19 protein-coding genes are annotated in these 19,550 nt (G+C 65.7%); 7 read left to right on the forward strand and 12 right to left on the reverse strand.

What is annotated here, in order from left to right; all coding sequences use genetic code 11:
* Positions 1-218: 218 nt before the first annotated feature.
* Complete coding sequence (gene acnA / locus HS053_RS11635) at positions 219-2,906, forward strand: aconitate hydratase AcnA (protein WP_174211409.1); 2,688 nt, start codon at positions 219-221, stop codon at positions 2,904-2,906.
* 365 nt (positions 2,907-3,271) lie between these two features.
* Here the strand turns inward: acnA and HS053_RS11640 are convergent, their stop codons facing one another.
* Genes HS053_RS11640 through ccmA form a run of 5 tightly spaced genes read right to left on the reverse strand, consistent with a single transcriptional unit; the run spans position 3,272 to position 6,014 of the window.
* The gene (locus tag HS053_RS11640) at positions 3,272-3,808 is read right to left on the reverse strand and encodes a DsbE family thiol:disulfide interchange protein (protein ID WP_174211410.1); all 537 of its coding nucleotides are present in this window, start codon (positions 3,806-3,808) and stop codon (positions 3,272-3,274) included.
* Positions 3,801-3,962 carry a heme exporter protein CcmD gene (gene ccmD, locus HS053_RS11645; protein WP_174211411.1) on the reverse strand — a complete coding sequence of 54 codons (162 nt, stop codon included), beginning with the start codon at positions 3,960-3,962 and terminating at the stop codon, positions 3,801-3,803. Before ccmD ends, HS053_RS11640 begins: the two co-directional genes overlap by 8 nt.
* Complete coding sequence (locus HS053_RS11650; RefSeq protein WP_174211412.1) at positions 3,959-4,687, reverse strand: heme ABC transporter permease; 729 nt, start codon at positions 4,685-4,687, stop codon at positions 3,959-3,961. The genes ccmD and HS053_RS11650 overlap by 4 nt, the downstream gene beginning before the upstream one ends.
* Positions 4,688-4,728: 41 nt before the next feature.
* Entirely contained in the window at positions 4,729-5,385 is a 657-nt protein-coding gene (gene ccmB / locus HS053_RS11655; protein ID WP_174211413.1) for a heme exporter protein CcmB, read from the reverse strand.
* The gene (gene ccmA / locus HS053_RS11660) at positions 5,382-6,014 is read right to left on the reverse strand and encodes a heme ABC exporter ATP-binding protein CcmA (protein ID WP_174211414.1); all 633 of its coding nucleotides are present in this window, start codon (positions 6,012-6,014) and stop codon (positions 5,382-5,384) included. Before ccmA ends, ccmB begins: the two co-directional genes overlap by 4 nt.
* Before the next feature lie 144 nt (positions 6,015-6,158).
* Here ccmA and HS053_RS11665 point away from each other — a divergent pair, with 144 nt between their 5' ends.
* Complete coding sequence (locus HS053_RS11665; protein ID WP_174211415.1) at positions 6,159-7,145, forward strand: aldo/keto reductase; 987 nt, start codon at positions 6,159-6,161, stop codon at positions 7,143-7,145.
* A 49-nt stretch (positions 7,146-7,194) separates the two neighbouring features.
* Here the strand turns inward: HS053_RS11665 and HS053_RS11670 are convergent, their stop codons facing one another.
* The 4 genes from HS053_RS11670 to yajC are packed head-to-tail and all read right to left on the reverse strand — an operon-like array spanning position 7,195 to position 10,561.
* Positions 7,195-7,551: an Mth938-like domain-containing protein gene (locus tag HS053_RS11670; protein ID WP_174211416.1), complete on the reverse strand. Its 357-nt coding sequence runs from the start codon at positions 7,549-7,551 to the stop codon at positions 7,195-7,197.
* A gap of 3 nt (positions 7,552-7,554) precedes the next feature.
* Entirely contained in the window at positions 7,555-8,532 is a 978-nt protein-coding gene (gene secF / locus HS053_RS22330; protein ID WP_241699830.1) for a protein translocase subunit SecF, read from the reverse strand.
* A gap of 12 nt (positions 8,533-8,544) precedes the next feature.
* Positions 8,545-10,209, reverse strand: coding sequence for a protein translocase subunit SecD (gene secD, locus HS053_RS22335; protein WP_241699831.1), 1,665 nt, complete (start codon positions 10,207-10,209; stop codon positions 8,545-8,547).
* Between the two features lie 16 nt (positions 10,210-10,225).
* Positions 10,226-10,561 (reverse strand): preprotein translocase subunit YajC, encoded by a 336-nt coding sequence (gene yajC, locus HS053_RS11680; RefSeq protein WP_174211417.1) that lies wholly within the window; start codon positions 10,559-10,561, stop codon positions 10,226-10,228.
* Between the two features lie 260 nt (positions 10,562-10,821).
* On the opposite strand from yajC, the gene HS053_RS11685 reads away from it, so the two are divergent.
* The gene (locus HS053_RS11685) at positions 10,822-11,826 is read left to right on the forward strand and encodes a glycosyltransferase family 2 protein (RefSeq protein WP_174211418.1); all 1,005 of its coding nucleotides are present in this window, start codon (positions 10,822-10,824) and stop codon (positions 11,824-11,826) included.
* Positions 11,823-12,851: a glycosyltransferase family 2 protein gene (locus tag HS053_RS11690; protein WP_174211419.1), complete on the forward strand. Its 1,029-nt coding sequence runs from the start codon at positions 11,823-11,825 to the stop codon at positions 12,849-12,851. The genes HS053_RS11685 and HS053_RS11690 overlap by 4 nt, the downstream gene beginning before the upstream one ends.
* 3 nt (positions 12,852-12,854) lie before the next feature.
* Here the strand turns inward: HS053_RS11690 and HS053_RS11695 are convergent, their stop codons facing one another.
* A complete protein-coding gene (locus HS053_RS11695; protein WP_174211420.1) occupies positions 12,855-13,736 on the reverse strand; it encodes a LysR substrate-binding domain-containing protein in 882 nt (293 codons plus the stop codon).
* Positions 13,737-13,938: 202 nt separating this feature from the next.
* On the opposite strand from HS053_RS11695, the gene HS053_RS11700 reads away from it, so the two are divergent.
* The 3 genes from HS053_RS11700 to HS053_RS11710 all read left to right on the forward strand — a co-directional run bounded on the left by HS053_RS11700 (position 13,939) and on the right by HS053_RS11710 (position 16,619).
* Complete coding sequence (locus HS053_RS11700) at positions 13,939-14,439, forward strand: hypothetical protein (RefSeq protein ID WP_174211421.1); 501 nt, start codon at positions 13,939-13,941, stop codon at positions 14,437-14,439.
* A gap of 119 nt (positions 14,440-14,558) precedes the next feature.
* Complete coding sequence (gene serS, locus HS053_RS11705) at positions 14,559-15,851, forward strand: serine--tRNA ligase (protein ID WP_174211422.1); 1,293 nt, start codon at positions 14,559-14,561, stop codon at positions 15,849-15,851.
* 78 nt (positions 15,852-15,929) lie between these two features.
* Positions 15,930-16,619: a hypothetical protein gene (locus HS053_RS11710; protein WP_174211423.1), complete on the forward strand. Its 690-nt coding sequence runs from the start codon at positions 15,930-15,932 to the stop codon at positions 16,617-16,619.
* Positions 16,620-16,628: 9 nt separating this feature from the next.
* Here HS053_RS11710 and der read toward each other — a convergent pair whose 3' ends face one another.
* Positions 16,629-18,098 carry a ribosome biogenesis GTPase Der gene (gene der / locus HS053_RS11715; protein ID WP_174211424.1) on the reverse strand — a complete coding sequence of 490 codons (1,470 nt, stop codon included), beginning with the start codon at positions 18,096-18,098 and terminating at the stop codon, positions 16,629-16,631.
* Positions 18,099-18,169: 71 nt separating this feature from the next.
* Positions 18,170-19,549: an outer membrane protein assembly factor BamB family protein gene (locus HS053_RS11720; RefSeq protein ID WP_174211425.1), complete on the reverse strand. Its 1,380-nt coding sequence runs from the start codon at positions 19,547-19,549 to the stop codon at positions 18,170-18,172.
* Position 19,550 lies beyond the last annotated feature (1 nt).

The following is a 19,550-nucleotide window of genomic DNA, read 5'->3' on the forward strand; positions in this document are numbered from 1 at the left end:
CGTCAGGCCCCTTCCTTCTACAAAAGCCCGAAGCGGCGCGCCAATCAAGGTTTTGCGAGGCGCCAAGGCCGGGCTTCTGCACCGGAAAGATCGAAAAGAGGGGCTGGCATTTCGGCATACAATTGCATACAATGCCACCCGACCCCTACGATTCCCTTGCGTCGTGCCGCCCTCTTCGGCATCAACCCCGCAAGGACGCCAGCCATGAGGAGGCCCGCATGACCGTCACCGTTGGACACGACAGCCAGAAGACCCGCAAGAGCCTGACTGCAGGCGGCCAGACCGTCTCCTATTATTCGATCCCCGCCGCTGAAGCCGCCGGTCTGGGCGAGTTCGCCAAGCTTCCCGCCGCTCTGAAAGTGGTGCTGGAAAACATGCTGCGGTTCGAGGATGGCAAGACCGTTTCGGTCGATGACATCCGCGCCTTTTCCGACTGGGGCAAGCTGGGTGGCAAGAACCCGCGCGAAATCGCCTATCGCCCGGCCCGCGTGCTGATGCAGGACTTCACCGGCGTTCCGGCGGTGGTGGACTTGGCCGCGATGCGCGACGGCATCCTTGGCCTTGGCGGCGACGCGCAGAAGATCAACCCGCTGAACCCGGTCGATCTGGTCATCGACCACTCGGTGATGATCGACGAATTCGGCACCCCCCGCGCCTTTCAGGCCAACGTGGACCGCGAATATGAGCGGAACATGGAGCGTTATGTCTTCCTGAAATGGGGGCAAAAGGCGTTCAACAACTTCCGCGTGGTGCCGCCGGGCACCGGCATCTGCCATCAGGTGAACCTTGAATATCTGGCCCAGACCGTCTGGACCGACACCGATCAAGACGGCAACCTTGTGGCCTACCCCGATACGCTGGTCGGCACCGACAGCCACACCACCATGGTCAACGGCCTTGCCGTTCTGGGCTGGGGCGTGGGCGGGATCGAGGCGGAAGCCGCGATGCTGGGCCAGCCGGTTTCCATGCTGATCCCCGAAGTCGTCGGCTTCAAGCTGACCGGCGAGATGATGGAAGGCACCACGGCGACCGACCTTGTGCTGAAGGTCGTGCAGATGCTGCGCAAGCATGGCGTGGTGAACAAGTTCGTCGAATTCTACGGCGAGGGTCTTGACCGCCTGCCGCTGGCCGACCGGGCGACCATCGCCAACATGGCGCCGGAATACGGCGCCACCTGCGGCTTCTTCCCGATCGACAATGAAACCCTGCGCTACCTGCGCGGCACCGGCCGCGATGAGGGCCGCATCGCGCTGGTCGAAGCCTATGCCAAGGCCAACGGCATGTGGCGGGATGAAGCCTACGATCCGGTCTACACCTCGACCCTGCATCTGGATATGGGCAGCATCGTTCCGGCGATCTCCGGCCCGAAGCGCCCGCAGGACTATCTGCCGCTGACCGATGCCAAAACCTCGTTCGCCAAGGAAATGGAAGCCAGCTTCAAGCGTCCGATGGGCGTCGAAGTCGCGGTTGAGGGCGAAGATTACACCATGTCCTCGGGCAAGGTGGTGATTGCCTCGATCACCTCCTGCACCAACACTTCGAACCCCTATGTGCTGATCGGGGCTGGCCTTGTGGCGCGCAAGGCCCGCGCCCTGGGTCTGAACCGCAAGCCCTGGGTGAAAACCTCGCTCGCCCCCGGCTCGCAGGTCGTGTCGGAATACCTGAACGCTGCGGGCTTGCAGGAAGACCTTGACGCCGTCGGCTTCAACCTGGTCGGCTATGGCTGCACCACCTGCATCGGCAACTCGGGCCCGCTGCAACCCGAGATTTCCAAGGCGATCAACGAGGGCGATCTGGTCGCCACCGCCGTCCTCTCGGGCAACCGCAACTTCGAAGGCCGCATCTCGCCCGACGTCCGCGCCAACTACCTCGCCTCGCCGCCCTTGGTCGTGGCCTATGCGCTGGCCGGCGACATGAACATCGACCTGACCAAGGAACCGCTCGGCACCTCGAAAGACGGCAAGCCGGTGTTCCTGAAAGACATCTGGCCGACCAACAAGGAAATCGCCGATCTGGTGAACGAAGTCGTCACCCGCGAAGCCTTCCTGAAAAAATACGCCGATGTGTTCAAGGGCGATGCCAAATGGCAGGCGGTCGAAACCACCGACTCTGAGACCTATGACTGGCCGCCGACCTCGACCTATATCCAGAACCCGCCCTATTTCAAAGGCATGGCCAAAACGCCGGGCACCATCGCCGATATCTCGGGCGCCCGGGTTCTGGCGCTTCTGGGCGACATGATCACCACCGACCACATCTCGCCCGCAGGTTCGTTCAAGCCCACCACTCCGGCGGGCAAGTATCTGACCGAGCGTCAGGTTCCGGTCTCCGAGTTCAACTCCTATGGCGCCCGTCGCGGCAACCATGAGGTGATGATGCGTGGCACCTTCGCCAATATCCGTATCAAGAACGAGATGCTGGACGGTGTCGAAGGCGGCTACACCAAGGGGCCGGACGGGGTGCAGACCTCGATCTTCGACGCCTCGATGGCCTATCAGCAACAGGGCACCCCGCTGGTGATCTTCGGCGGCATCGAATACGGCGCCGGGTCTTCGCGCGACTGGGCCGCCAAGGGCACAGCACTTCTGGGCGTCAAGGCGGTCATCGCCGAGTCGTTCGAGCGTATCCACCGCTCCAACCTCGTCGGCATGGGCGTGATCCCGTTCGAGTTCACCAATGGCGACACCCGCAAGTCGCTGGGCCTCAAGGGCGATGAAGTGGTCAGCATCGCGGGCCTCGCCGGCGATCTGAAGCCGCTGTCGCTGGTGCCCTGCACCATCACCTACGGCGACGGCACGGTGAAGACGATCCAGATCAAGTGCCGGATCGATACCGAAATCGAGATCGAATACGTCGAACACGGCGGCGTCCTGCATTACGTCCTGCGCAACCTCGCCGCCTCCTGATCCGGCAAGACCGGCAAACAAGGCCCGGAGGGAAACCTCCGGGCCTTTGTGCTTTGTTAACCCGCCGCGCGCATCCTGCCTTCAGGACAAGAGGAGACAGAAATGCGCCCCACCGCCAGAACCGAAACCCGGACCAGCCCGCTCTGGGCCGATCTCACCGCCATGGCGCTGCTGTCGGCCCTTGCGCTGGTGATTGCGGTCTTCTGACCTTCATCTTGGCCCAAATATCCTCGGGCGGCGGCGCCTGCAGGGCGCCGGTGGGGGGCAGACAGCCCCCCTGCCCGGCCCGCCACGGGCACGCCGACAACCTCCCGCGCCAAATTCCTTGCAAGGAATTTGCAAGTTTCTTGCAAGAAACTTGCGCCCTACTGCGCCGCCAGCGCCTTTTCCAGCTCGGGGCGGAAGCGTTGCTGGTAATCATCGCCCACCATCGGCCCGATGAAGCGATAGGCCACCGTGCCATCGCCGTTCAGGATGAAGGTCTCGGGCGGGGCGGTGACGCCCCAATCCAGCCTTGTCTTGCCGCGTGGATCGAACACCACGCCGGCAAAGGGATTGCCCGCCTCCCCCAGAAAGGCCAGCGCATCGGCCTCACGGTCCATCATGTTGACGCCGACCACATGCAGCCCTTCTTCGGACAGCGCCTTGAGCGTCGGATGCTCGGCCCGGCAGGGCGGGCACCAGCTTGCCCAGAAATTGACGATGGTCACCTTGCCGCCTGCCAGATCGGCCGAAGTCACCCCCGGAATGCCGGGCAGAACTCCGGTTCCCAAAGGCGGCGCCGGCTGACCGATGAAGGTCGAGGGCAGTTGGCCCACATTCTCGCGCCCCATGCCCCACCAGAACATCGCCGCCAGCGCCAGAAACAACAGCGGCGGCAGCGCCATCAAAATCCTACCCATGGTTCTTGCCCTGCCGTGCCTCAACCTCGCGCAACTGCCGCTTCACCTGCGCCCCCCGCCACAGCGACCAGCCCACCACCAGCACCAGAAGCGCGATCGTGGCCGCATAGGACCACAGCACCACGCCCGCATATTTCCCCAGCTCCGGCATCATGCCAGCCTCTCCCGCGCCATCAGCGCCGCCAGCCGCCGCGCCCGGATTTCGGTCCGGGTGCGCAGCAGTACCAGCGCCACGAACAACAGCACAAACCCCGCAATGCACAGCAGAAGCGGGAACCAGTAGACATCCGAGATGTTCTCTTCCTTATCCAGCGACAGCGTCGCCCCCTGATGCAGCCCCTGATTCCAGAACAGCACCGCATAGCGCGACAGGAAGGCAAATACTGATCCGACGATGCACAGCACCGAAGTCAGGTCAGCCGCGGTATCCGGGTTCTCTACCGCCGCCCAAAGCGCGATATAGCCCAGATAGAACAGCGACAGGATCAGAAAGGCCGTCAGCCGCGGATCCCAGGCCCACCAGGTGCCCCACATCGGCTGCCCCCAGATCGCCCCGGTGATCAGGCCGATCACCGTAAAGACCAGCCCCACCGGCGCCGCCGCCTTGGCCGAGAGCGCCGACACATGATGCCGCCGCACCAGCCAGATCAGCGAGGTGACCAGCATCATCGCCCAGGCCGAGGTGGCCATCATCGCCGCCGGCACATGCAGATAAATGATCTTGACCGTCGCGCCGAACTTGTCGGCGACCGGCGTGAAGAAAAAGCCCCAGACCAGCCCCGCCATCAGGCACAGCGCCGCCACCCCGCTGACCCAGGGCAAAAGCAGGCCCGAGGTCTGCATGAAGCGCTTGGGGTTGGCATATTCCCAGATCGACATGGCTCGTCCCACGGTTACGGCTCTTCCTACCACATCGGGCGCTAACGGAGGTTGACGCGGATTGCCGCAGCCGCCGCAAAGGGCAACAGCGCCAGCGACCCGGCGGTGATCCCGGCCAAAAGCGCCAGCGGCGTGCCCACCGACAGCCCCGCCGCCCCCCGTTTGACCACCTCGGCGCCAAAGATCAAGGTCGGGATATAGAGCGGCAGCACCAGAAGGCTCATCAACAGCCCGCCCCGTTTCAGCCCCACGGTCAGCGCCGCCCCGAAAGCGCCGATCACCGACAGCGCCGGGGTTCCCAGCGCCAGCGCCAGCACCAGCCACAGATAGCCCGGCCCCGGCAGGTTCAAAAGCAGCCCCAGCACCGGCGAAACCGCCACCAGCGGCAGCCCGGTGACCAGCCAATGCGCCAGAGCCTTGACCGCCGCCACCCCCTCCAACGGAATGGGCGAGGTGGCCAAGAGGTCCAGCGAGCCATCCTCGAAATCCAGCGCAAAGATCCGGTCCAGCGACAACAGGCAGGAGAGGAGCGCCCCCACCCACAGGATGCCCGGCGCGATCTTGGCCAGCGTTGCGGCCTCCGGCCCCACGCCCAAAGGCACGATCACCGCCACCAGCAGGAAAAACGCCAACCCCAGGCCAAAGCCCCCCCCGGCCCGCACCGCCAGCCGCAAATCCCGGATCAAGAGGCCGATCATGCAAAGGCCTCGTCAAAGGCGCCGCGCCGTCCGCCATCCTCGGGCGGGCGGGCCTTGAAGGGGGTCAGGTCCAGCATCCGCGCCGTGGCAAGGCCAAGGTCGATATGGGTGGCGATCAGCGCCGCGCCGCCCGCCGCCAGATGCCGTGCCACCGCCTGCGCGAAAAGCGCCACCGAGGCCGCATCCAGCGAGACCGTCGGCTCGTCCATCACCCAGACCGGACGCCCGGTGACCAAGAGCCGCGCCAGCCCCAGCCGCCGCTTCTGCCCCGCCGAAAGATTGGCCGCCCGCCGGTCGGCCAGCGCGCGCAGGTTCATCCGGTCAAGCGCCTCCGCAACCCGGTCCTGACCGAACACCCCGGCCCAGAACCCCAGATTCTCGTCCACCGTCAGCACCGCCTTCACCCCGTCGGCATGGGCGGCATAGGCCACCGCCTCGGGCGCCGCCACGACCTGCCCCGCCAGCGGCGGCTGCAACCCCGCCACCGTGCGCAAAAGCGTGGTCTTGCCGATGCCATTCGGCCCCCGCAGCACCAACGCCTCGCCCGGGGCAAGGGCAAAGCCCACCCCTTCCAGCACCGGCAGATCGCCGCGCGCCACAGCAAGATCTTTTACGGACAACAGCGTCATGCCCCAGCCCTACCCGATGCCCGCCGCCACGAAAAGGGCCATCGCCGCCCGCACGGTCTTGCCCTTCTCATCCTCTCCCGCCAAATATCCCGCGGGAGGTCCGGAGGGTGCGAAACTCTCCGGGGCCGGTAACAGGAGCGACAGATGCAGACCAATCCCTTCGGCCGCACCGGCCAGACCGTGACCCGCCTCGGCTTTGGCGCCTGGGCCATCGGCGGCACCTGGGGCGAAGTGACGCTGGACGAAGCCAAGGCCGCGCTGCACGCCGCGCTGGATGCCGGGGTCACCTTCATCGACACGGCGGATGTCTATGGCGACGGCCGGTCCGAACGAATCATCCGCGAGGTTCTGGCCGAACGCGGCGGCGTCCGCCCCTTCGTCGCCACCAAGGCCGGGCGGCGGCTGAACCCGCATGTGGCCAGCGCCTATACCGGCGCCGCGATCGAGGCGTTCATCGACCGCTCGCTGACCAATCTGGGGGTTGAGCGGCTGGACCTTGTGCAACTGCACTGCCCGCCCACCCCGGTCTACGACGATCCGGCGATGTTTGCCGCGCTGGATGCGATCAAGGCCAAGGGCAAGATTGCCGATTACGGCGTCTCGGTCGAAACCGTGGAAGAGGCGCGGCGGGCCATTCGCTGGCCCGGCGTGGTCTCGGTGCAGATCATCTACAACCTCTTCCGCCAGCGCCCCGCCGAAGTGTTTTTCCGCGAGGCCGAGGCGGCCAATGTCGCCGTCATCGCCCGGGTGCCGCTGGCCTCGGGGCTCCTGACCGGCAAGATGGCCCGCGACACCGCCTTTGCCGCCGATGACCACCGCAGTTTCAACCGCAACGGCGAAGCCTTCGACAAGGGCGAGACCTTCTCGGGCGTGCCCTATGACCTCGCGCTGGAAGCGGTCGAGGCGCTGCGCCCGCTGGTGCCGCAGGGGCAGGCCATGGCGGCCTTCGCGCTGCGCTGGATTCTGATGGACCCGGCGGTCAGCGTGGTGATCCCCGGCGCCAAATCCCCGGCGCAGGCGCGGGCCAATGCCGAAGCGGCCAATCTGCCGCCGCTGTCGTCCGAGGTGATGCAGGCTGCGCGGGAAGTTTATGACCGGCTGATCCGGCCCGAGGTGCATCACCTCTGGTGATGCCAAAAAACCTTCGAAGGATTTTGCAAATTTCTTCGAAGAAATTGCGTCAGACCACCGGAAGCAGGGCCGCCGCAATCCGGCGGCCCTCGCCCAGCAGAACGTTATAGGTGCGGCAGGCGGCGGGCGAATTCATCGGCTCCACTCCGATCCCTTCGGCCTCCAGCGCCTCGCGGAAGGCGCGGGGCACCGGGGCAATCTCGGCGCCAAGGCCCAGCAGCAGCACGTCGATCCGCCCTGCCATTGCCAGAGGCGTCGCCAGATCCTCAAGCCCGCCCCATGGCCCGGCATCCCATGGCGTGATCAGGCAGGCACCGCGCAGCACATGGGTGCCCAGCCGGAAGAACCCCGGGCCATAGCCCTCGATCGGCTGGGCAGAGCCATAGCTGATCTCGGTCAGGCGCATGGCTCAGGCGTCGATATTGGCGAATTCGTGGCTTGCGGGCTTGCCGCCCTTCGGCTTGTCGCTGCGGTCAAGGCCAAGGAACAACACGATATTCTTGGCGACATAAAGCGTCGAATAGGTGCCGATGATCACCCCGAACAGCATCGCAAAGACGAAGCCGCGGATCACATCGCCGCCGAAGACGATCAGCGCGATCAGTGACAGCATGGTGGTGGTCGCGGTCATGATGGTGCGGCTGAGGGTTTCATTCGCCGTCAGGTTCATCATCTCGCGCAGCGGCATGGTCTTGTACTTCGCCAAATTCTCGCGCAGCCGGTCAAAGATCACCACGGTGTCGTTGACCGAATAGCCCAGAATGGTCAGCAGCGCCGCCACGATGGTCAGATCGAATTTCAGCCCGAAGATGGCAAAAACCCCGACCGTCACCACGACGTCGTGGATCAGCGCCGCGACCGTGCCCACCGCGAACTGCCACTCGAAACGGATCCAGACATAGACCCAGATTCCCGCCGCGCCGGCCGCCACCGCCAATAGGGCCGACCAGATCAGCTCGGACGAGACCTTGGGCCCCACCGATTCCACCGAAGGAAAGGTGATCGCCGGGTCAACCGCCTTGAGCGCTGCCTCGATCACGCCGATGGTTTCCGGCGTGACTGCTTCGGCGCCTTCCTGGGCCTGGATGCGGATCATCGCCACATGTTGGTCGGCGCGGAAGCTTGGGTCAAACACCTCGGTGATCGAGACATCGCCCAGCTCGAGCGTTGACATCGCATCGCGGTAGACGCCGATGTCCACTGCCTGCGTGCTTTCGGTGCGGATCGTGGTGCCGCCCTTGAAGTCGATGCCGAAGTTCAGCCCAAGAATGGCCACCGCCAGAAGCGAGACCACCACCGCCAGCGCCGAGACGCCGAAGGTGATGAACTGAAGTTTGAAGAAGTCGATGTTGGTCTTTTCCGGGACCAGCCGCAGACGCCATGCCATGACGGTTACTCCTCAGACCACGATGTCCTTGGGACGGCGCCAGGCCATCCAGGTTTCGACGATGAAGCGGGTCACATAGACCGCGGTGAACATCGAGGTGATGATGCCGATCAGCAGCGTCACCGCAAAGCCCCGCACCGGGCCCGAGCCGATGAAGAACATGATCAGGCCGGTGATAACCGCCGTCACGTTCGAGTCCATGATGGCGGAGAAGGCCCGCTCGAAGCCAAGCTCGATGGAGCGGCCGGGCGATTTGCCTTCGCGCAGTTCCTCGCGGATGCGTTCGTAGATCAGCACGTTGGCATCCACCGCCATCCCCATGGTCAGCACGATCCCCGCGATCCCCGGCAGGGTGAGCGTGGCGCCGATGGTAGACAGGATGGCAATCAGCAACATCAGGTTGATGGTCAGCGCGATCACCGCCATGGTGCCGAACCAGCCGTAAGAGGCAATCATATAGGCCACGACCAGAACCATGCCGACCAAGGCGGCGGTCTTGCCGGCGTCGATCGAATCCTGCCCCAGTTCGGGGCCGATGGTGCGTTCTTCAAGGAAGGTCATCTTGGCGGGCAGCGCGCCCGCCCGCAGCAGAACCGCAAGGTTGGTCGAGCTTTCCACGGTGAAATTGCCGGTGATCTGGCCAGAACCGCCGGGAATGTGGCTCTGGATCACCGGGGCGGAAATCACCTGATCATCCAGCACGATGGCAAAGGGCTTGCCGATGTTTTCGGCGGTATAATCGCCGAACTTGCGCGCGCCGGTGGGGTTGAAACGGAAGTTGACCGAAGGTTTGCCGTTCTGGTCAAAGGCGGGCTGCGCATCGGTCAGCTCTTCGCCCGTCACCACGGCGGTATCTTCGATGATGTAGTAAAGCCCCTTCTCCTCCATGTCCGAAACCAGCCGCTGACGCGCGCCGGGCTGGGCGGCGGCATCGGTGGTGGAGCGGATCACGGCGTTGAAGGTCAGCTTGGCGGTGGTGCCGATCAGATCCTTGAGTTCGGCAGCCGAACCGATGCCCGGCACCTGAATGAGGATGCGGTCGGCGCCCTGCCGCTGAATCGTCGGTTCGCGGGTGCCCACCTCATCCACGCGGCGGCGGATGATTTCCAGCGATTGCTGCATGGTGCGGGTATCGGTCGCGGCGCGTTCGGCTTCGGACAGTTGCACGACCAGTTCGTCGCCCTCTGCCAGCACCTCGATATCGGTGGAACCGACCCCGGTCAGCGAAACCACTGGCTGCGCCAGCGCCTTGACCTTGGCCAAGGCGGCGGCCATGCCCTCGGGCTTGGAGATTGCCACCCGCAGCACGCCGGGCACCGAAGGCTGACGGCGGACCGAACCAACCTCGTCACGCAGGTCGCGCAGCGCGTCGCGCACCTCGGGCCAGAGCGCGTCGATCCGCTGGGCATAGACATCGCCCACCTGAACTTCGGCCAGAAGATGCGCCCCGCCCCGCAGGTCAAGGCCAAGGTTCATCAGTGCCGAGGGCAGGATTTCGGGCCAGAGCGCCAGATCGGCGCTTTGTTCCTCGGTGGCCACCCCAGCCGCCGCAATTTCCTTGGCGGCGTCATTGTGACGCTCGACATCGGTGTAAAAGGCATTCGGCAGCGCGGCAAGGGCACCCCAGCCGCACAGGACCAGAATGACAAGGCGCTTCCAGAGCGGCATCTGCTGCATGGTGGTGTTCCGGGGATCAGGCCGCGACGGCCGGTTCGGTCTTGTTCAGAACCTGAGAGATGGTGTGCTTCATCACCTTGACGCGCACGCCGTCGGCGATTTCAACCTCGACCGTGCCGTCTTCGTTGACCTTGTTGACCTTGCCGATGATGCCGCCGGCGGTCAGAACCTGATCCCCGCGGCGCAGCGCCTCGACCATGGCCTTGAGATCCTTCATCTTCTTCTGCTGCGGGCGGATCAGAAGGAAATACATGATCGCAAAGATCAGAACCAGCGGCATGAACGAGGCAAAGGCCGATCCGGCACCGGAAGCGGCACCTGCGGTCTGGGCGAAGGCGGGAGTGATGAACATGGGCAACCTCTCTGCGAGGGGGCCCTCTGGCCCCTGAATCCGGCGCGGACACTATAGGCGCTGCGCCGGATAGGCAAGGCACGGCGGCCCGGCCACGGGATTGCCCCCTGTCCTTACCGGCCAGATCACGCGGTTGTGCGCGTCCGTCTGGCCGGCAGGCGTGACTCGATTGCCCCACTTTGCAGCGATTGTCGCCGCCGGGGATGCAATGCGGCACGGCCCACGTTAATGTTTCATCAACATTAACAAGGATACGCCGGATGCCCCTGCCCGATGTCGTGCCCGATGCCTGTCTGATGACGGCGGTCAAGGACGAAGGCCCCGACCTGCTGGAATGGCTGGCGTGGCACCGGATGATCGGCTTTGGCCGTATCGTGGTCTGGTCCAACGATTGCAGCGACGGCTCGGACCTGATGCTGGACCGGCTGGCGGCCATGGGCTGGCTGACGCATCACCGCCATACCCCACCGGCGGGCCTGTCGGCGCAAGACAACGTGGCCCGTCTGGCGCTGCAAGACCCGCAACGCGCCGGGGCCAGTTGGGCGATGTGGCTGGATGCCGACGAGTTTCTAGTGGTGCATCCGGGGCGCGGCGGTCTGGCCGATCTTCTGGCCAATATGGGCCGGGCGGTGGGCATGGCGGTGAACTGGCGTGTGTTCGGCTCTTCGGGGTTCCGCCAGACCCAGCCGGGGCAACTGGCGGTGGACCGTTTCCGCCGCAGCGCCCCGCTTGAGGATACCTTTTCGCGCACGGTGAAAACGCTCTATCGCAACGGGCCGCAGATCGCCGCCCTGGGCATTCACCGCCCGCTCTGGCAGCCGGGGTCAGAGCCGCGGGTGCTGGGCAGCCGGGGCCGGCCGCTCAACAGCCGGTTCCTGTTCTCGCCCAAGAAGAACGGCCGCCCGCGCGACATGCTGGGACAGGGGCAGCAAGGCTGGAACCTGGCACAGGTCAACCATTATGCCGTCAAGGCGCTGGACCGGCTGGCGCTAAAACGGGGGCGCGGCAACGGGTTGATACCCGGGGCAACGGCAGACCGCTTTGGCGCCGATTATCTGGGCTGGTTCGACCGCAACGAAGAGGAAGACCACAGCGCCGCCCGCCACCTGCCCGCGCTGCGCGATGTCATGGCCGAGGCGCTGGATGATCGCCCGCTTGCCGCCCTCTGGCAGGCCACCGCCGCCCGGCAGGCCGCCCGTCTGGCCGAAGTGGGGGCATGGGTCACCCATCTGGCCGATCTGCAAGAGCTGCGGCAGGCGGGATGAGCGCGCATTGCCTGCTGTCGGCCGTCAAGAACGAGGGGCCCGACCTGCTGGAATGGCTGGCTTGGCACCGGATGATCGGTTTCGACCGCATCGTGATCTTTTCCAACGATTGCAGCGACGGCTCGGACGGGCTGCTCGACGCGCTGGAGGGCATCGGCTGGCTGACGCATCACCGCCACAGCCCGCCGCCCGGCGTGGCGCCACAGACATGGGCCGGCAATCTGGCCTTCACCTGCCCCGCGGTCCGCAAGGCCGATTGGGTGATGTGGCTGGATGCCGACGAATTTCTGCTGGTCCACAGCCCGACAGCCCGCGTGCAGGATCTGACCGGGATTCTGACGGCGCAAGGGGCGGCGGGCATGGCGGCAAGCTGGCGCATCTTCGGCGACAGCGGCCATGACCTCAGCCCGCCGGGGCTGGTGACCGAGAGTTTCACCCGCGCCGCCGGCCTCGCCTATGCGCAGCACCGCACGGTCAAGACGTTGTTCCGCATGGATGAACGGATCGAAAGCCTTTACATCCACCGCCCAGTCTGGAAGCCCAACCAGAAGGCGCCGCCGGTCCTGCTGCTCAACGGCGGCGGTGCGCCGCTGCCGGCAAGCTTTACCCATGGCCGCGCCCGCAATGGCGAGCCGGAATATGAACTGCCCGAGGGGATGGCGGCGCATGATCTGGCGCAGGTCAACCATTATGCCACCAAGGCGCTGGACCGGGTGGCGCTGAAACGACAGCGCGGCGACGGGATGCGCGCTGATGGCGCCAATGCAAGGCTGGGTGAGGTCTATCTCAACCGCTATAACCGCAACGAACGCGAAGACAGCCGCATCCTGCGCCATCTGCCCGCCCTGCGCGCCGTGATGGACACGGCGCTGTCGCACCCGCCGGTTGCGGCCGCGATGGCCACCTGCCGCGCCCTTTTTGGTGCCCGGCTGGCCGCCATGGCGGACACCGCCCGCCATCTGGCCGCCGACCGGCAGGGGCTGGCGCGGCGGCAGGCACGGCAGGTGGCCCGCGCGGCGGAGTGACCTTCAGGGCGCCATTTCGGTTGCGATCAGGTCCAGAAAGGCCCGCAGCGCGGCGCTGGCATGTTTGCGGTGCGGATAGACCAGATGCATCGGCAATTCCGGCAGGGTAAAGGGCGCCAGCACCGGCACCAGCGCCCCCGAAGCCAGATCGTCCTCGATCAGGAACTCGGGCAGGAAGGCGATGCCAAAGCCGTCCACCGCCGTCGCATGGATGATGTCGCCATTGTTGGCGGCAAAGGCCGGCTCGATCTTCTGGTGGTGGATTTCCTTGCCGCAGGAAAAGGGCCAGGACTGACCCCGGCGCAGATTGGTGTAATGCAGGATGCGGTGGCCCGTCAGATCAGCCGGGGTTTGCGGCGTGCCCATCCGCGCCAGATAGTCGGGCGCCGCCACGATATGCACCCGCGAGCCGCGCAGCCGTCGGGCGTAAAGGCTGGAATCCTCCAGCACGCCGCCGACCACCGCCACATCGAACCCTTCCTCGACCAGATTGCGGTGGCCGTCGTCCAGCACCACTTCAAGCATGACTTCGGGATATTCCCGCATGAAGCGGGTCAGCGCCGGTTGCAGCACGCGGCGGGTATAGGTGACGGGCGCCGTCAGCTTCAGATGGCCCACCGGCCGGTCGCCCTGCTGGCGCACCGCCTGATGCGCCGCCTCCAGATCGCCCAGAATGCCCTTGAGCCGCTGGTAATAATCGCTGCCCGCCCCCGTGGCCGAAACCGAGCGGGTCGAGCGGGTCAGAAGCCGCACGCCCAACAGCGCCTCAAGATCCGAGATGCGCTTGCTGGTCAGACTTTTCGACAGGCCCAGCCGCCGTGCCGCCGCCGAAAAGCTGCCTTCCTCGACCACGGCCACGAAACTCTGCATGACAGATATGTCCACTGACGCACACTCCCGATGCCCATACGCGCGAATTGTGCGTTCATACGGATGAAGTCAAGACTTCCGTCGCAAGAAGTGGTTCGATCCCATCGAACGATCCGTTCGGCAAAACGCGGCTTATGTCCGGGGCTTGTCAGGTCCATTTCCCTCTCATCCGGCGCAGGAAACCCGCCGAGAGTTGAAACCGAAAAGGACAAGAACAATGAACCGCTTTACTTTTGCCGCTGCCGCTCTGGCCCTTGGCACCTCTGCTCTGGCCGCCCATGCCGCCAGCCCCGCCGCCGAACAACTGGCCGCCAAGCTGGGCCTGAACGCCGATGCCTACAGCGTGACCGAACTGAACATCATCGACCAGGCGCTGCGCGACGGCGACGCCAACACCGTCAACCTCTATGTCAAGGGCGGCAACCGCGCGGCCCTGGCCGACAGCGTGACCCCGGGCAGCGCCCAGCTTGCCGCCAATCTGGGGCTTGATCCGGCGAAATACAGCCTGACCGAACTGTCGATCATCGACAGCGCCCGCAAGGCGAAGAATGCCGATGTGGCCGCCTTCTACACTTCGGGCCGCAACCGCGACATCCGCGGCGGCGTCGGCGAAGCGAGCGAGGGCAAGGCGCAACTGGCGGCCTCGTTGCGGGTGAATGCAGCGGATTATTCGCTGGCCGAACTGACCAGCCTGTATCTGGCCAGCGTGACGCCGTAATCGCCGTCCTCCCTCACGGACAAACGGGCGCCCGCTTTCGGGCGCCCGTTTGCGTCTGGTCTTTTCCCGGGCGGGCAAATGCGGCATAACGCCCGCGAAACCGAAGACCGGAGGCAATGATGCACGATATCCGCACGATCCGCGACAACCCCGCCGCCTTTGAGGCGGCTCTCTCGCGCCGCGGTCTGTCGGGCGTCGCCGCCGAGGTGCTGGCGATCGACGAAAGCCGCCGTGCCCGGATTCTGGCTGCCGAAACCGCACAAGCCGCGCAGAATGCCGCCTCGAAAGAGGTGGGCGCCGCCAAGGCCAGCGGCAATGAGGCCGAGTTTGAACGCCTGCGCGCCCTTGTGGCCGAGAAGAAGGCCGAGGTTGCCCGGCTGACCGCCGAAGCGGGCGATGAGGATGCGCGCCTGCGTGACCTTCTGATGACCATTCCGAACCTGCCGCTGGATCAGGTGCCCGATGGCCGCGACGAAGACGACAATGTGGAGATCCGCCGCTGGGGCAGCCCGCGCAACTTCGACTTCACCCCACGCGAACATTTCGACATCGCGGGCGTGAAACCGGGGATGGATTTCGAAACCGCAGCCAAGCTTTCTGGCAGCCGTTTCGTGGTGCTGAAAGGTGCCGTGATCCGCGTTCACCGCGCGCTGGCGCAGTTCATGCTGGACACCCATATCGAAGAGCATGGCCTGACCGAAACCTGGACCCCGGTTCTGGTCAAGGAAGAGGCGATGTATGGCACCAACCAACTGCCGAAATTCGCCGAAGACAGCTATCAGACCACGAACGGCTGGTGGCTGATCCCGACTTCGGAGGTCACCCTGACCAATTCGGTCGCGGGCGACGTGCTTGAGGCGGCGGCCCTGCCGATCCGCATGACGGCACATACCCAGTGCTTCCGCTCCGAAGCGGGGTCGGCGGGCAAGGACACTTCGGGAATGCTGCGCCAGCACCAGTTCGAAAAGGTCGAAATGGTGACGATCTGCACCCCCGAAACCGCGCTGGAAGAACATGAGCGGATGACGGTCTGTGCCGAGGCCATCCTGCAAAAGCTGGGCATCCCTTACCGGACCATCGTGCTTTGCACCGGAGACATGGGCTTTGGCGCGCAGAAGACCCATGATCTTGAGGCATGGCTGCCCGGCCAGAATAAATACCGCGAGATTTCCAGCGTCTCGACCTGCGGCCAGTTTCAGGCCCGCCGGATGAACGCCCGGTTCCGCCCTGCGGGCGGCGGCAAGCCGGAGTTCGTGGCCACGCTGAACGGCTCGGGCCTTGCGGTGGGCCGCTGCCTGATCGCGGTGCTGGAGAACGGGCAACAGGCCGACGGCTCGGTTGATCTGCCTGCGGTGCTGCACCCCTATCTGGGCGGCAAGACCCGGATTTCGGCGGCAGGCGTTCTGGAGTGATCGCCCGGGCCGGGGGCAGCAGCCCCCGGCCCCCCGCCCGCGACTGATCCGGCAAGCGTCGGTGCGCGTAGAAGGGGCATGAAAACCGCATTCCTTCTGTTGCTGGCCACTCTGGCCTTTGCCGTGGCGCCCTATCTTTCGGCGCCCTTCACCGGCTTTGATCCCGCAGCCTTTCCGGTGCAGATCGACCGACCGGCGGTGCAGCCTACCGGCTATGCCTTTGCCATCTGGGGGCTGATCTATCTGGGCCTGATCGGCAATGCCGCCTTTGGCCTGATCGCCCGGGCCGATCACCCGGACTGGCAGCGCCCGCGCCTGCCCCTGATCGCGGCGCTGGTTCTGGGCAGCGGCTGGATCGCGCTGGCGCTGTTTCAGCCGCTCGTGGCGACGGGGGTGATCCTGTTGATGGCGGCGGCTGCGGTTCTGGCCTTGCTCCGCGCGCGGCCAGCGCAGGATTTCTGGCTGCTGTCGGCGCCTTTGGCGCTGTTTGCCGGCTGGCTGACGGCGGCAAGCGCGGTTTCGGTCGGCGTGATGCTGGCGGGCTATGGCCTGTTGTCCAACAGTGCCGCGGCGCTGACAATGATCGCAGTGGCCCTTGCCGTTACCGGATGGGTGCAAGGCCAGACCCCGCGCCAGCCGCTTTACAGCGCCGCCGTGATCTGGGCGCTGACCGGCATCGCCGTGGCCAACGGCGGCACCCTGCCCCTTGTCACCGGCGCCGCCCTTGCCGCAGCTTTGGTGCTGGCGGTTCTGGCGCTGCGGCGCTGACCGGCCCTGCTATTCGCCCGTGTTCTTTTCCTTGTGCTTGCGCAGGCGCGAAGGCGTGTGGAACTTGCGTTCCTTCCACGGATTCTCATTGCCCTGGCTGCGGAAGAACAACCGGATCGGCGTGCCCGGCATGTCGAAATGTTCGCGCAAGCCGTTGACCAGATAGCGTTTATAGCTTTCCGGCAATTCCTCGGGGCGCGAGCATTTGATGACAAATCCCGGCGGCCGCGTCTTGGCTTGGGTGATATAGCGCAGCTTGATGCGGTGGCCGCCCGGCGCCGGCGGCGGGTGCGCCTCGGTCATCGCGCCCAGCCACGAGTTCAGCCGCGCCGTCGCCACCCGGCGGTTCCACACGTCATGCGCCTTGCGGATCGCATCATGCAGCCGGTCAAGACCGCGGCCGGTCTTGGCTGATACGGTGATCAGCGGCGCCCCGCGCAACTGCGGCAAGAGACGTTCGAACATCTCTTTCAGCTCGGCCAGCTTTTCCTGCTTTTCGTCTTCCAGATCCCATTTGTTCACCGCGACGACGACCGCCCGCCCCTCGGTCTCGGCGAAATCGGCGATGCGCAGATCCTGCACCTCAAACGGAATTTCCACGTCCAAAAGGACCACCACCACCTCGGCAAAGCGCACGGCGCGCAAGCCATCGGCCACTGACAGCTTTTCCAGCTTTTCGGTGACCTTGGCCTTCTTGCGCATCCCCGCAGTGTCGAAAATCCGCACCGGCGTTCCCATCCAGTCCGACCGGACCGAGATGGCGTCGCGGGTGATGCCCGCCTCGGGGCCGGTCAGCAGGCGGTCCTCGCCGATGATCTTGTTGATCAGCGTCGATTTTCCGGCATTGGGCCGCCCGATTACCGCGATTTGTAGCGGTTTTTTTGCGGTGGGCTTGTGCGCCTCTTCATCGGCCTCAAGCTCGGCTTCTTCCTCGGTGATGTCGAGGTCGGTTTCCGGCGTGTTCTCGGCCTCACGCGCCGCGAACTCCCCTTCCAGCGGCTTCAGCTCGCGGTAAAGGTCGTCCATCCCCTCGCCATGTTCGGCGGAAATGCGGATCGGCTCGCCCAGCCCCAGCGAATAGGCTTCCAGCGCACCGCTGTCGCCCGCCTTGCCCTCGGCCTTGTTCACCGCAAGGAAGACCCGGGCATTCTTCTTGCGCAGGATGTCGGCAAAAACCTCATCCGCCGCCGTGACACCGGCACGGCCGTCGATCACGAACAGGCAGGCATCGGCCATTTCCACCGCACGCTCGGTCAGGCGGCGCATCCGGCCCTGAAGGCTGTCGTCGGTGACATCTTCCAAGCCCGCCGTGTCGATCACGGTAAAGCGCAGATCGAACAGCTTGGCATCGCCCTCGCGCAGGTCGCGCGTCACGCCGGGCTGGTCATCGACCAGCGCCAGCTTGCGGCCCACCAGCCGGTTGAACAGGGTGGATTTGCCCACATTGGGGCGCCCCACGATGGCAAGGGTAAAGCTCATCTTCTCGATCCGTCACTTGGGCCTGCCCCCGGGCGGGGGAAGGCAAGCGCCCCCCTTACAGCGGAACGGGTCTAGCGGAAAGCGTGAATCTGCCCGTTGCCGCCCATCACCAGCAGCATCCCCCCCGCCAGCGCCGGGGCCGAAGCCGCGCCACCCGGAATTTCCGCGCCGCCGATCAGGCTGCCATCCACTGGGCTGAACAGCCGCAACTGCCCGTCCGACGACACCACCGCCAGCCGCCCACCCGCCAGAACCGGGCCGTAATGCGCGGTGATCGCCTTGTGGTTCTTGACCTTTTCCTTGTCGTAATAGGGCATGTCGGTGGCCCAGATCACGTCGCCCGTGGCGGCATCCATCCGCACCAGCCGCGCCTCGTCATTCACGACAAAGACCGAGCCGCCCACCACCAGAGGCGGGTTCATCGCGCCTTCGGTGGCGGTCCAGATCCGCTTGCCATCGGCGACACCAATCGCCACCGTCCGCCCCGAGGCGGAGCCGACATAGGCCACGCCGCCTGCAATCACCGGATCGCCCGTCACGTCGCCGACGCCGGCATAGGCGCGCCCGTTGCGTTGCCCGGCCACGGCGCCCAGCCATTGCCGCGCGCCATCTTCACGCGCAACCGCCATCACCTGACCCGAGGCGAAGGGAAGGATCACCGCATCGCCCGTCACCGCAGGCGCCGCCGGGCTGATCACACCCGAGCCGGAGCGCACGCCCGTCACCTGCCAACGGATCTTGCCATTGGCAGCGTCCAGCGCCGTGCCGGTGCCGTCGCGCGCCACGACATAAACCGTGCCACCCTCAACCGAGGGGGCGCCCGCCACCGGCCCATCCAGCCGCTGGCGCCATTTCACCGCGCCCGTGCCGGCGTCAAAGGCGATCACCTCGCCATAGGCGGTGCTGGCAAAAACGCTGCCACCCGCCGCCGCCAGCCCGCCGCCGACCACGTCGCTGCCGCTATCAAACTCGGGCAGCAGCGAGGCTTCCCATTGCAGGGCGCCGCCAAGGCCAAGGGCGACCACCCGCTTGCCCGCATCCATCGCAAAGACCCGGCCACCCGCCACCACCGGCGCCGCCGTCACCCGGGCGCGCTTGGCATTGCCCGCGCCGACCGAAGCCGACCAGACCCGCACCGGCGCCGCCGACAGCGCGCCATGCAGGCCGGTATGGGCGGCATTGCCGCCACGCTGCGGCCAGTCGGCATTGGCCTGTTGCCCCGGAAGCGAGATCGGCGCCGAACCATAGCCCGCCTTCGGATCGGCGGCGACCGGCGCAGGTTGCCCCTCGACCGCGACAGAATCTTCCAGCGGTGCGCGCACCGGGAAGCGCTCGCCCTCAAGGATCACGTCCTTTTCGCAACCGGCCAGAGCCGTGCCCGCCAGCAGCGCCGCGATCCCAAGCCTTTTCGACCAGTTGCCCAACAGGTGGCTCCCTTCCCGATCCGTCATT

This window comes from Tabrizicola fusiformis (assembly GCF_013328815.1).
Classification (GTDB): Bacteria; Pseudomonadota; Alphaproteobacteria; order Rhodobacterales; family Rhodobacteraceae; genus Fuscibacter.